The organism is Pseudomonas sp. B5(2017), from assembly GCF_002112825.1.
GTDB classification, from domain to species: domain Bacteria; phylum Pseudomonadota; class Gammaproteobacteria; order Pseudomonadales; family Pseudomonadaceae; genus Aquipseudomonas; species Aquipseudomonas putida_Z.
Genome location: NZ_NEIR01000004.1, coordinates 152,113 through 165,808 on the forward strand (window position 1 = coordinate 152,113; position 13,696 = coordinate 165,808).

The window sequence follows — 13,696 nt, forward strand, 5'->3', positions numbered from 1 at the left end:
GCATGGAACCATGGCGAGTCTGATCAACATTGGTATGTCGGGGCTTGGCGCCGCGCAATCGGGGATGTACACCCTCGGTAACAACATCGCCAACGCCGATGTCGAAAGCTACTCGCGCCAGCAGAACGTGCAGAAGACCAAGGGCGGGCAGCAAGTCGGCCAGGTGTTCATCGGCAGCGGTACTACCCTGGCGGATGTGCGCCGGGTCTATAACGCGTTCCTCGAGAACCAGCTGCGCAGCACCACCTCGCTGAGCAGCGATGCCACCTCGTACCTGAACCAGATCACGCCGCTGGATACCGCCCTGTCGAGCAGCGACACCGGTATCACCGCTGCACTGAAAAGCTTCTTCAGCGCCATGCAGGATGCCGCGGCCAAGCCGACCGAGGACGCCTCGCGCCAACTGCTGCTGACCAGCGCGCAGTCCCTGGCCAAGCGCTTCAATACCCTGTCGGCGCAGTTGAACCAGCAGAACAGCGATATCAATGCCAACATGGCGTCGATCGCTGACAAGGTCAACGCGCTGACCAAGTCGATTGCCGACCTCAACGGCCAGATCTCCAAGATGACGGCCGTCAATGGCCAGCCCAACGACCTGCTCGACCAGCGCGACGGTGCGGTGCGCGAGTTGTCGGCGCTGATCGGTGCCGACGTTGTAGAGCAGAAGAACGGCAACTACGACATCTACCTGAAGAACGGCCAGGCCCTGGTGCTGGGCAATACCACCCAGACCATCGGCGTGCAGCCGAGCGCCACCGACCCGACCCGCATGAGCCTGATACTCAATCGCGGCTCGACCAAGATGGACATCACCAGCACCACGACCGGTGGTGAGCTCGGCGGCCTGATCCGCTACCGCAAGGATACCCTCGACCCGGCGCTCAACGAGCTCGGTCGCGTGGCCTTGGTAGTAGCCGATGCGATCAACAGCCAGCTGGCCCAGGGCATCGACAAGAACGGTGACTTCGGTGCCACCCTGTTCGGCGATATCAACAGCGCCGCGGCCATCAGCCAGCGCAGTGTCGCCAAGACCGGCAACAGCGCCGGCTCCGGCAACCTCGATGTGACCATCAAGGACACCGGCAAGCTCAGCACCAGCGATTACCAGGTGACCTTCACCAGCGCCACTGGCTACAGCGTGCGCAAGTTGCCGGAAGGCACCGACATGGGCAGTTTCGACCTCACCGACACGCCGCCTCCGGTGATCGACGGGTTCACCCTGTCGCTCAATGGTGGCGGCCTGAGTGCTGGCGACAGCTTCAAGATCACCCCGACCCGCAATGCGGCCGCCGGCATCGACACTGTCCTGACCGACCCGAAGCGCCTGGCCTTGGCTTCGCCACTGACCGCCACCAGTGGGTCGGGCAACAAAGGTACCGGCGTCATCACCCAGCCGACGCTGACCTCGGAGATGGACATCTACGATGCCGCCCAGCGTTCGCAATTGCAGGCTGGCCTGAAGTATTCGACCCCGGTCAAGCTGGTGTTCGGCGATGACACCAGTTCGCCCCAGGCCTACAAGATGTACGACGCCAAGGGTACCGAAATCGGCAGCGGCACCATCGTGCCGGGCCAGGAGAACAAGTTGCAGCTGTCGGTGCCGATGGTCGATGGCAGCGGCAATTCGCTGGGCGGCAACTTCACCTTCGAGATGAGCGTTTCCGGCGCGCCGAAGAACGGCGACAGCTATACCGTGGCGCTGACCGGCGCAGGTTCGGCAGACAACCGCAACGCCTTGTCGGTGATCGACCTGCAGACCAAGTCCACGGTCGAGGTTGGCGCCAACGGCAAGGGCATCAGCTTCACCGATGCCTACGCCAAGCTGGTCTCCAATGTTGGCGGCAAGGCCGGCCAGGCGCAGATGGACAGCGATGCCACCACTGCCTTGCATGCCTCAGCAGTGGAAAGCCGTAATGGCCTGTCGGGTGTGTCGATCGATGAAGAGACCGGCAACCTGGTCAAGTTCCAGCAGTACTACACCGCGTCGTCGCAGATCATCAAGGCGGCCCAGGAAACCTTCGCCACCCTGATCAACAGTCTTTAAGGAGCCGTAGATCGTGAGCGTACGCATCTCTACTTCGCAGTTCTACAACACCAACCAGGCCAACTACCAGAGCAACTTCGCCAAGACGGTGAAGAGCCAGCAGGAGGCAAGCGATGGCATTCGCGTGCGTTCGGCCAAGGATGACCCGGTGGGGGCGGCGCGTCTGCTGCAACTGGAACAACAGCAGAACATGCTGAAGCAGTACAGCGGCAACATCGTCAACGTACGTAACGCCCTGGGCACTGCCGAAAGCACCCTGAACTCCATCGGCACCATCCTGCAGCGGGTCAACGAGCTGGCGGTGAGCTCTGGCAACGGTACGTTCACCGATGCCGACCGCAAGGCCAACGCCGATGAACTGGCGTCGCTGGAAGACCAGCTGTTCTCGTTGATGAACAGCAAGGACGAGAACGGCAAGTACATCTTCTCCGGCTCCAAGGGCGATACCCCGCCTTACGCGCGCAATGCCGATGGCACCTACAGCTACCAGGGCGACCAGGGCAAGCTCAACCTGCAGGTGGGTGACATGCTCAGCCTGGCGGCCAATGAAACTGGCTACGACGCCTTCGAGCAGGCGCTCAACACCAGCCGTAGCCAGACCAGCCTGACCGCGCCGGCCACCGACGATGGCCGCGTCAGCCTGTCCAACGGCCAGGTCTCCGGCAACAGCCTGTACAACGATCGCTTCCGCAGTGGCGAGCCGTACAGCATCGAATTCCTCAGCAGCACCGAATACAAGATCACCGACGTCGACGGCAATGACGTCACGCTCGAGGCCAGCCAGGGCGGCAAGTTCGACCCCAATGGCGACAACACCAGCATCAGCTTCCGCGGTGTCGATCTGCGCCTGGACATCACCTTCAAGGACGGCGACAAGGGTAATGAAGATGCCGCTATCGCAGGGCATACGTTCAGCCTGAGTTCCAAGGCCGATGAGGTTTCCGGCACCCGCAGCCCTGGCAATACCTCCTCCGAGCAGGTGACGGGCGCGACCATCACCGATCAGGCTGCCTACAAGGCCGCTTTCCCGGGCGGTGGCGCGGTGCTCAAGTTCACCGGCAGCAGCACCTTCGAGCTGTACGCCGCACCGGTCACTGCTGACAGCCGCCCGGTGGCATCGGGTGCGCTGGGCGGGCCGAACGGCACCACCGCCACCGCGGCTGGGGTCAGCTTCGAGCTGTCCGGCGCACCGAATGCCGGGGACTCGTTCGCGGTCAAGGTCGATACCCACCAGACCCAGAACATCCTCGACACCATCGGCAAGCTGCGTACCGCGCTGACCAGCCCGGTGGACAACGACCCGGTGGCCCGGCAGAACTTCCTCGCCGCGCTGGATTCGGCCGTTGGCAACATCGCCAGCGCCACCAATCAGGTGTCGTCGTCGGTCAGTGCGATCGGTGGCCGTGGCCAGGCGCTGGATGTGCAGTCCGAAACCAACGAGGCGCTGAGCACCGAGAACACCAAGACCCAGAGCTCTATCCGCGAAAGCGACCCGGCTGAAGTGATGCTGCGCCTGCAGATGCAAACCAACATGCTGCAAGCGTCGCTGCAGGCCTATGCCAAGGTCGCCAGCTTGTCGTTGGTCAACTACATCTGATTTCACCTCTCTCGCGTCATCCGGCGTGTGCCAGCCCATTCGGTGCTGGCCACGCCACCTCTTCAAGGTCTTCGCCGTGAATCAACAGACCCTCGTCAGCATTGCCATTCCAGCCTTCAACCCCGAGTTCTTCCGCGCCACGTTGCTCAGCGCGCTCAACCAGGATTACTCGGCGCTGGAGGTGCTGGTCTGCGATGACAGCCGGGGCCTGGAGATCCAGCGTATCGTCGACGAGGTGGTAGGTGAGACCGGCAAGCCGGTGCGCTACGTGCGCAATCCGCAGACCCTTGGGTTCGCCCGCAACCTGCTGGCGTGCCTGGAGCATGCTGAAGGGCCGCTGATCAAGTTTCTCTGCGACGACGACCGACTGTTCCCCGAATGTGTCGGCCTGCAGGCCGCGGTCATGGAACAGCATGCCGATGTCAGCATGACCATCTGCCAGCGCATGCTGTGCGCGGCCGACGATGCCTTGCTACCGCCTCGCATGCTCAATGCGGTGATGTGCCCGGAGGATGCGGTAGTCAAGGGCAGCGACTTGCTCGAAGCGTTGGAGACGAACGCCCCCAACCTGTTCGGCGGCCTCAGCCATGCACTGATGCGCCGTGACCTGGTGGCCGAGTTCCTGCCGGCGTTGGTGCAGGAGGGCAGCGGGTTTGCCGCGCGCCTGGACATGGCGCTGTACATTTGCCTCATGCGCCGAGGCAACCTGGGGCACTTGTCACGCTTCCTCAGCATGGAGCGTCTGCACCCTGCGCGCCTGAGCCACCAGGCAGGCATGACCCTGGCCTTCCCCATCGAGACCGACTGGATAAAGGCAATGCTGGCCGCGCGGGCAAGCGAGGCCGCACCGGCCAGTGGCTGGGTGCGCTACTTGTCGCTGGAGCGGTACCAGGGCGAGCAGGGTGCGCAGTGGGACGAGTACGAACTCAACCGCCTGTACGGGGCACAGCAGGCCCGCCAGGCGCAGCAGGTTGGCACTGACTGCCTGTCGTTTGAAGAGGTGTATGCCCAGTGGCTGGAGTGCCGTGACCTGTCGGCTGCACAGCTCAAGGCGTTGCCCAAGCGCTTCGAACAGTGGCCCCGGCAGCCGCGCATCGTCCCGGTGATCTGGGCCGAGGCGGGTGAGGAACTGGCCCTGCGCGCGACCCTGGACAGCCTTGCCGCGCAGTCCTGTTCGGCAGCCGGCACCTGGCTGCTGGCACCGGCGACGCTGGAATTGGCAGGCCAGCCGGTCGCGGTTGAACGCATGCTCGTGCAGGGCAATGGCCTGGCCCAGCTGCAGGCGCGCCTGGCGCGTGCCGACGATGCCGACTGGATACTGCTGTTGCGCGCTGGCGACCGCCTGGTGCCCCATGCTCTGGCGATCATGGGCGAGCGCATGGCACTTCGCGAGCGGGCCTGCATCTATGTCGACGAAGGTAGCCATGACGGGCTGCGCCCGACAACACCCATCTTCAAGCCGGACTTCAACCTCGACCTGATGCGCAGCCTGCCATATGTAGGGCGCGTACTGGCATTCAACTGTACGGCGCTGCGCGAGGTCGGCGGCTTCGACCCGGACTTCGATACCCTTGCACCCCACGACCTGCTGTGGCGCCTGGCGGAACACCAGGGCTTGCAGGTCATCGAGCACATCGACGAACTCCTGGTGCATTGCCAGCACGACTTTGGCCAGTGGCTGCACGACCCGCGCTGCGCACAGCAGGCGCCACGCGTGGTGCGGGCCCATCTGCAGCGGCTGGGCGTCGATGCCGAGGTTGTCGGTGCCGAAGGCATGTCGTTGTGCCAAGTGGCGTACCGGCACCCGGAGCAAGCCCTGGTGTCGATCCTGGTTACGCTCGGGGACGACCTGAGCGCGGCGATGCGTTGTGTCGAGTCCGTGTTCGAATACACCCGGTATGGCCATTTCGAGGTGCTGCTGATCGCCTCGCCGGATACGCCTGCCGACCTGCGTCAATGGCTGCAGGCCATGCAGGGGCTGGGCATCAACCAATTGCGGGTGATCGAGGTGGCCAGCGGCAGCCAGCTGGCGCAGTTGAACCAGGCCAGCGAGGCTGCCCGTGGCGACTACCTGCTGATGCTCGACAGCGCCTGCGCCGCCTTCGACCGGTCCTGGCTGGAGCAGTTGATGGCCCAGGCCCAGCGCCCGGAGGTCGGCGTGGTGGCGCCCAAGCTATGTACCCAAAGCGGCGAGATCTTTGGCGCCGGGCTGGTCCTGGGGCTGCATGGCGGCGTCAGCAGCCCGTTCGTTGGCATGCCGGCTGACAGCGGCGGCTACATGCTCCGGCTCAATGCCGTGCAGAACTGGAGCGCGCTGAGCCTGGACTGCCTGCTGGTGCGCCGCGAGCTGTTCGCCGCGCTGGGCGGTTTCGATGTGCATGGCCTCAAGGGCGGCCTGCAGGATGCCGACCTCTGCCTGCGCATCCGCGAACAAGGCTATCTGGCGGTGTGGACGCCCCATGCAGTGCTCGTTCGCTTCGCTTCGACCCGTGACGTGCGGACCGACAGGCAGCGCAAGGTGCTGGACAAGGACATCTTCCATGAACGCTGGTTGGCCAAGGTTGCCCGCGACCCTGCCTATAACCGCAACCTGAGCCTGAAGATGGCCAGCTTCAACCTCGATGCCGGACAGCGTCGTGGCTGGGACCCGTTCATCAGCCGTGTGCTGCCGTCGGTGTTGGCGTTGCCGATCAACACTTCGGCGGTCGGTCACTACCGGGTGGCACAGCCGTTCACCGAGCTGGAGCGCGCTGGCTGGATCCAGGGGCGGCTTGATTACAGTACTCCGGAGATGATCGAGATCGAGCGCGAGAAGCCCGACGTGATGATCTTGCAGTGTCGCTACACGGTCAATTCGATCGATGAAATGACGCGCTTCAAGCGTCTGTCGAACGCCCGACGCATCTACGAGATCGACGATTACATCATCGAGGTGCCGGAAAAGAACGCCCATGCGCGGAACATACCGGCCAACATGCGCGAGCTGGTCACCCAGGGTATTGCCTTGTGCGACCGGGTGGTGGTGTCGACCCAGCCGCTGGCCGATGCACTGTCGAGCATGCACCACGATATCCGTGTAGTCCCCAACATGCTTGCCGCCCCGCTGTGGGCCGGGCTGGCCAGCGAGCGCCAGACAAGCGCGCGGCCGCGCGTGGGCTGGGCGGGGGGCACCAGCCACCGGGGCGATCTGGAGCTGTTGCTGGACGTCATCAAGGCCCTGGCCGACGAGGTCGACTGGGTATTCTTCGGTATGTGCCCGGATGCCTTGCGGCCTTATGTGAAGGAGTTCCACAAAGGCGTGCCCTTGGCGTCGTACCCGCAGAAGCTGGCCAGCCTCAACCTTGACCTGGCACTGGCGCCGCTCGAACAGAACCTGTTCAACGACTGCAAGAGCAACTTGCGCCTGCTTGAGTATGGTGCGTGCGGCTTCCCGGTGATCTGTACCGACACCAAGGCCTATGACGGCTACCTGCCTTGCACGCGGGTGCGCAACAACACCTCGGAACAATGGCTGGATGCGATCCGCATGCACCTGGCCGACCCCCAGGCCAGCTACCGCCAGGGTGATGCCCTGCGCGAAACGGTGCTGCGGGACTACGTGCTGATGCCACACCACCTGCAACAGTGGGCCAACGCCTGGCTGGCGGATTGAACCTTGGGGCCTGCCACCGTCGGGCGCCAGACCAACAACATGAACAGGTGCCCTATGGCCGAAACCGTAATCGGGTCGCACAACCAAGTGACCGTCGTCCTGCTTGGGCATGAACAGCCGGACCATCGTGCCCGAGCCATCCATTACTATCGCCAGGCGGGCATTCCCTGCCTGGCCCTGGAGCCAATGCAGGCGGACACGGCGGGCGCGCAGTGCAGCGCCCGCCTGGCCCTGGCCTTGCAACAGGTCGCCACTCCGTTCGTGACCCTGGCCCTGGATGCCGATTTCGTGTTGGCGTCGGCCCTGCAGCAGGCCGCTGCCTGCTTGCATGCGCAACCTCAGGTGCAGGGCGCTCAGGGCTACGCGTTGGGCTATGCGCCGGGCAACGCCCAGGTGGCCTACTACAAGATGGGCTCGGCCTTCGAGGCCGCAGCCGATGACAGTGCGCGCGCACGCCTGCGCCAGTACGCCATGGCTGGTCAGCAGGCCTGGCGTGCGGTGCTGCGGGTCGGGGCAGTGCAGGCGCTGCTCGACACCTTGCCGGGCGAGCTGGATTTCGCTGGCTGGCGCGTGGCCTTGTCTTGCGCCCTGGTCGCCGCAGGCAGAATCGCGCAACTGGCGCAGACCGATGTGGTCTGCGAGTTCGCGCCGAGCATGCTGACCCCCGTGGCTCGCGACGAACAGCTGACCCGTACCGTGCGCCTGCTGCGCGAATGGGGGGGCGAGCTGTGCAATGACGAGGCCGGTTTTGCCGTACTCAATCGTTTTGTGCGCGCGACCTACGACCAGAGCGAAGCACCTTTGCTGTTCACCTCGCCATGGGGCACGGTGATCGGCGAACCGGAGCGCATTTTCGAGCCGCGGCAGTATGTCGAGTTGCCTTACTACAATGGCGCGCTGTTCGAGCGCCTGAGCGCGCTGGAATTCCTCTGCCATGCCTGGCCGACCGGGCAAGCCCACCGCCAGGCGCTGGAGGGCACCTGGGTGCGCCAGCGCGAGTTGTTGCAGGTGCACCCCAACGACACCGCCGCAACCTTGCAGCAGCGTTACTGGAAAGCGTTGGCGCTGGGCCTGTTCAACCTGGAGGTCTGCCAGCGCCTGGTACCGACCCTCACCGGCAATGACGATGGTGAGCGCGCCCGCGAACTGGGTGATTGGCTTGCGCGCCTGGAGGCGGTGCCCGGTATCGATGGCAACGGCTGGTTGCGCAGTACGGGGTCTGGCCAGGTGCTTGACGCGCTGGCCGCTGCCACGCCGGACAGGGCCGCACAGCAGCGCCTGTTGGCACACCTGAACAAGCGCCCGGGGGCGCAGGTCACCTTCGTGGTTGCCGACCTGGCGGACGACGACCTGGCGTTGCAGGCGACCTTCGACAGCCTGCTGGCCAGCGGGTTGCGCCAGTTCAAGCTGGTGGTGCTCAAGGGTGGCAAGCCACCGGCGATCACCACCGCCCGCGATACGCTGCATTTCGTGCAAGTCAATGAAAGCAACTGGGTCACCCACCTCAACCAGCAAGTGCGTCAACTGAGCAGCGATTGGCTGATGTTGCTGGAGGCCGGCGATACCTTGGTCAGCGGTGGCTTGCTGCGCTTGCAGCAGGAGCTGGCCGAAGCCCCGGGTTGCCAGGCGGTCTGTGCCAATGAAGTGCAGCGTGACACCGAGGGCCGCCTGCATGGCGTGGTTCGCCCAGGCAGCAACCTCGACCTGCTGCGTGCACAACCGGGGCTGATGTCGCGGCATTGGTGCGTGCGCCGCGAGACCGTGGTGGAGTTGGGTGGCTACAGCGAAACCTGCCGCCATGCATTGGAGTTCGACTTGCTGTTGCGCCTGGTGGAGCAGCATGGGCAGGGCGGCCTGGCACACATGGACGAATACCTCGTGGTGGGCAGCCAGGCGACGCCGGCGCTGCAGGCCGATGCGCTGCTTACGCTCAAGCGGCACCTGACGCTGCTGGGTTACCGTGGTGAAGTGCACGACCAGGGCGAGGCTGGCCTGGTGGTGGACTTCCGCCATTCGGCCACACCGCTGGTGAGCATTCTGGTGGCCGCCGAAGGTGACGTGCAGCGTTTGCAGGCTTGCCTGACCAGCGTCCTGCAGCGCACCCGTTACCCGCGCTACGAGCTGCGGGTTGCCTGTAATTCCGAACACGCCGAAGCTACCGCTGCCGCGCTGCAAGGGTTTGGCCAGCGTGTCGTGCTGCTGGCAGGCACGGCGAGCGGGCGTGAGGCGTTGCTCAACCTGGCGGCGGAACAGGCTCGGGGTGAATACCTGCTGCTGCTTGCCGAGCACTGCGAAGTGATTTCGCCGGCCTGGATCGAAGGGTTGCTCAACGAGGGGCTCAGGCCTGAAGTAGGTGTCGTCGGCGCTCGTCTGCTCGCGCGCGACGGCACGGTTGTGCATGCTGGCTTCGACTTGTTGCAGGGGCCGGTGCTGCACCAGCCATGGCAGGGCATGTCGGTGGTGGACTGTGGCAAGGCACGCTGGCCAGCGTCGGTGCGCAACTGCGCCGCGGTTTCCGCCGACTGCATGTTGCTGCGCCGTGATCTGTTCGACCATTGCGGTGGCCTGCAGCCGTTACGGGCTTTCGACCTGGACGTCTGCCTGGCGGCGGCGGCGGCGGGCTTGCTGGTGGCCTGGACGCCTGTGGCGCAGCTGTTCGACGATGCGCCGAACGTGGCCGACCCGGTGGCCTGTGGCGTGTTGCAGGCGCGTTGGCCTGACGCGTTTGCCAGCACTTGGGCCAGTGATGCGCTGAGTCCTGCGCGTCAGCACTGAGCCAGGCATTCGGCCAGCGTCGTCTGGCAATGCTGCAAAAAAAAATCCGCTACCTGTCGTGGGTAGCGGATTTTTCATTGCCTGGCGGCAGTGGCGGCTGAGTGCGCGACTCAGCCACCATCGATCAACCTGGCAGCCAGGCCGTCGCCAGCCTCTGCAGGTAGGCTGCGTCAGCCATGGCTGCCTGGCCCACCTGTGCACGCAGTGCCGCGCCTTGGTGGTTCCGGGCTGGCTCATCGTCGACCAAGGCAGTGATGGCGTCGTTCCAGGCCGATACTTCATTGGCCGCACGTGTGACGCACAGGCTGGCGGGCAGGGTGGCTACGTCGCTGCAGGCCACCGCATAGCCGCAGGCGCCGAGTTGCATCAGTGCCAAAGCGTCGTCGTAGACAGCCTGGGTGCTGTCGCTGCGAATCAGCAGGGCAGCATCAAGGTTCAGGCTGGCCAGCAGCCTGGGCGAATGCTGTACCTGTGCCGGGTGCAGTTCGCGGGCATGCTGTTGCAGGTGTGCCGGTACATCTCCCCAAAGTACCCAGTCCACGCGTGAGGCCCAGTGACGAACCACCTGCTCGGCCAGTTCGGCCGAGGCCGGGTCGTTGCCGAGGAAGGCACAGCCGAGGCGAGGCTTGCCTTCGAGTCGAACAGGTCGCGGCAGGTCTGCCCATTGTCCATCGAGTCGGTTGTCGATGACCTGGATATCGTCATGCAGGCCCTCGAGATTGTTGGCCAGTGCCTGGCTGCAGACCACGATGCGGTCCACCATGCGCGCCGCTTGCTCGAGGGTGTCGCGTTCTGCGGCGGTGTTCGGCAGGGCAGTCACCTGAAGGATCTTGAACGCCGACGACAGGCCCAGCATCTGGCTCAGGCGCGGCAGCCGGCGAGCGTCGCAGGTGTGCTGGAGCACGATCACGTCAGGGCGCAGGCGTTGCACTTCGACCGGGCTGAGCAGGCGATCGCTAACGCTGCCGTCGATCTGCCCTGCGTCACGCAGGTTGTTGAATGCCGCTTGCAGTTGCGCCGCAGCATGCTCGTCCTGGCTCGGGCAGGCCAGCACCACGGGCAGCGGCCGCCAGCACAACGGCCGCCAGCTCAGCTCCATCAAACGCTCGAATTCAAAGCCGCTGCCATGCAAGGAAAGGTGCCGGTTGTGTGCCGGATCGTTGGCCAGCTGGGGCAGCCACTTGGCATAGGCATTGTGCTGATCCTGGGCGAAGCGTTCGCGCATCTGCGGCAGTTTGCGCACTTGTGCCCAGCTGGCGCCCCCTTCATGAACCAGCGTGGCATGCGGCGTCCAGACGTTCAGGTAGCCCATCTCGACCAGCTTCAGGCACAAGTCGAGATCATTGCAGGTGACCTGGAAGTGTTCTTCGTCCATGCCGTTGGCAGCCAGGTAAAGCGCTTTATCGACCATCAGGCAGCTGGCGCTGACAGCGCTCATGCTCTGGTCGACGTGCAGGCGCTGCAGGTAGCCGCTGGCGTTGGCAGGTTGGTCCAGCGATGGGCTGCCGGCAGGGCCATGCAGGCCGCCGATCAGCCCGGCGTGCTGGATGCGCCCTGCAGGTGTCAGTAATTTGGCCCCGACCGCGCCGACTTCAGGGCGTTGGGCGTGGTTGAGCAATTCGTCCAGCCAATGCTCGTCGAGCACAGCCACATCGTTGTTCATCAACACCAGGTATTCACCGCGGGCCTGCCCTGCGGCGAAGTTGTTGATGGCGCTGAAGTTGAACGGCCCAGGGTAGCGCAGCACGCTCAGGCGGTCCTGGCCGATCATGGCCATGTTGTTCAGCCAGTCATGGGTCTGCTGATCCTGGCTGTCGTTGTCGACCAGGATGATTTCAAAATGTGGGTAGCCTGTCTTTTCCAGCAGGCTTTCCACGCAGCGTTGCAGCAGGGCCAGGTTGTCGCGGGTCGGGATAACGATCGATACAAGCGGTTGCTGCGCATGACCGTACTTGATGTGGTAATGGCGAGCGGGGCTTTCCAGCACTTGCGCGTTGACGTAGCCGCGGTTGGCCAGATGTCGGCTGATGGCATTTCGCTCGTCGGCGTTGTCTTCGATCAAAGGGGTGTTGCTTACGATGAAGGCTTCATCGAGGTGAGCAATGCCGGCCAGGCCGTCCTGTTCGATCAGGCGCAGGGTCAGGTCCAGTTCCAATGCACGTGGCAGGCTCGGGTCGTAGCCGCCGACCTGCAGCGCCAAGGTTCGCCGTACCAGCCAGTGGGACGCCATGGCCAGCGGCAGGCTCAGCAGGTAGTCGAGGTTGACGCCTGGGCGCAATACGGCGCCAGGGCCTTCGGCGGAGCGGAACATGCCATCGCAGTACAGCATGCGGCAGCCTTCGGCACCGGCAAGTTCCAGGTCCAGCATCAGGGCGCCGGACGGCAGGATCTCGTCACCAGCGTCGAGCAGCATCATCCAGTCGCTGTCTTCGCGTTGCAGGGCCTCGTTCAGTTCGAGGGCGCCCGGGGCCGTGCAATGCAGCCAGCGCACACCTGCGGCAAGTGCTGGTGGCGCTGTCCGGGTGCTGAGCACCACAATGCTCAGGCGGATGGAGGACGACGTGCGCCACCAGGCGATGCTGTCGAGCGTGTCCTGGAGTGCGGCGGCATCGCCTTTTTCATCACGTACCAGCAAGGTCAGGCTGGTCAGCCCCGACAGTTGCTGGCGACGTGCCTCGGTCAGCTGCTGCTGCACGGGGGTGAGTTGGCGCTGCAGCAGCCAGTCCCTGACTGAAGGCACCTGGCTTTGCACAACGTGGCGCACCGCCGCGCGCTGGGTGGTATCGATGAACCGCTGCAGTTGCGGCCAGAACGCCCGCTCGATATCCAGCCAGCGCATACGCGCTTGCATCACGCTTGCGCGGGCGCGCTCCAGCCCCCCGGGCTCGTGGTACAAGGCTGAACCGGCGTTACCGAACTGTTCGACGAATGGCTGGGTCGTGACATGGCCGCCTGGCATGTAGATGACCGGGCAGCCGCACAGCATGGCTTCTGTGCAGGTGGCGGAAATCTCGTAGCTGTACAGCACCGAGGCCTGACGGAAGATCTGCGCCAGTTGCGCAAGTGTCTTCGGGTTGGCCAGGCTCAGCACTTCGATGTCGTCCGGCAGCAGCGAGTAGTCGACCTTGGTCTTGTCGAAGCGATTGAGGTAGAGGTAGTGACCGCGACGTTCGATCGGCTCGGCAGGTGGCGAGAACAGTTCCGAGTCGATTACCGGCAGCAGCAGCAGGTCGTCGCTCTTGGCATTACCGCGAAAATCCTGGGTGTAGTAGAAGAACAGGTCCGATTCCCGGGCATCGATGGCCCTGCCGGTCAGGAAGCCTTCACGGTTGAGGATGTAGCGGGCCACGATCGGTGCGCCGATCGGGTTGCCATCGGCGACTTCCGGGTACACCGCGATGGGGGCCAGGCCAAGGGCCATGTGGCGCAGGCGGATCTCATCGGTGAGGATCGGCGTGCGCAGTGCTGGGTTGACCTTGCAATGAGTCACGTAGGCTTCATGACCTGCCAGGTTCAGGGCGTGGCAAAGGTAATGCAGCACGCACACACCGGAAGAGGTTTCGCGGTAATCGGGTGCGCAGATGTAGTAGGGGTGGCGCGGCTTGCCGTGCAGGCTTGCAGGGGTCAT

Annotated in this window: 5 protein-coding genes; 4 read left to right on the plus strand and 1 reads right to left on the minus strand. The window is 64.4% G+C overall.

Annotation, left to right across the window (positions count from 1 at the left end):
- Positions 1 to 10 precede the first annotated feature (10 nt).
- The 4 genes from flgK (at position 11) to CAG00_RS07690 (ending at position 10,068) form a co-directional block, all read left to right on the plus strand.
- Positions 11 to 2,044, plus strand: coding sequence for a flagellar hook-associated protein FlgK (gene flgK, locus CAG00_RS07675; protein WP_085614546.1), 2,034 nt, complete (start codon positions 11 to 13; stop codon positions 2,042 to 2,044).
- A gap of 13 nt (positions 2,045 to 2,057) precedes the next feature.
- Positions 2,058 to 3,641, plus strand: a complete 1,584-nt coding sequence (locus CAG00_RS07680; protein WP_085589047.1) for a flagellar hook-associated protein 3 — start codon at positions 2,058 to 2,060, stop codon at positions 3,639 to 3,641.
- Between the two features lie 76 nt (positions 3,642 to 3,717).
- Complete coding sequence (locus CAG00_RS07685) at positions 3,718 to 7,293, plus strand: glycosyltransferase (protein WP_085663976.1); 3,576 nt, start codon at positions 3,718 to 3,720, stop codon at positions 7,291 to 7,293.
- A gap of 54 nt (positions 7,294 to 7,347) precedes the next feature.
- Entirely contained in the window at positions 7,348 to 10,068 is a 2,721-nt protein-coding gene (locus tag CAG00_RS07690) for a glycosyltransferase (protein ID WP_085663977.1), read from the plus strand.
- A 124-nt stretch (positions 10,069 to 10,192) separates the two neighbouring features.
- On the opposite strand, the gene CAG00_RS07695 is transcribed toward CAG00_RS07690, so the two are convergent.
- Entirely contained in the window at positions 10,193 to 13,696 is a 3,504-nt protein-coding gene (locus CAG00_RS07695; RefSeq protein ID WP_085663978.1) for a glycosyltransferase family 2 protein, read from the minus strand.

Coding starts and splice junctions, on each gene's coding strand:
- flgK (WP_085614546.1), top strand. CDS start 11: ATGGCGAGTCTGATCAACATTGGTATGTCGGGGCTTGGCGCCGCGCAA.
- CAG00_RS07690 (WP_085663977.1), top strand. CDS start 7,348: ATGGCCGAAACCGTAATCGGGTCGCACAACCAAGTGACCGTCGTCCTG.
- CAG00_RS07695 (WP_085663978.1), bottom strand. CDS start 13,696: ATGACCCCTGCAAGCCTGCACGGCAAGCCGCGCCACCCCTACTACATC.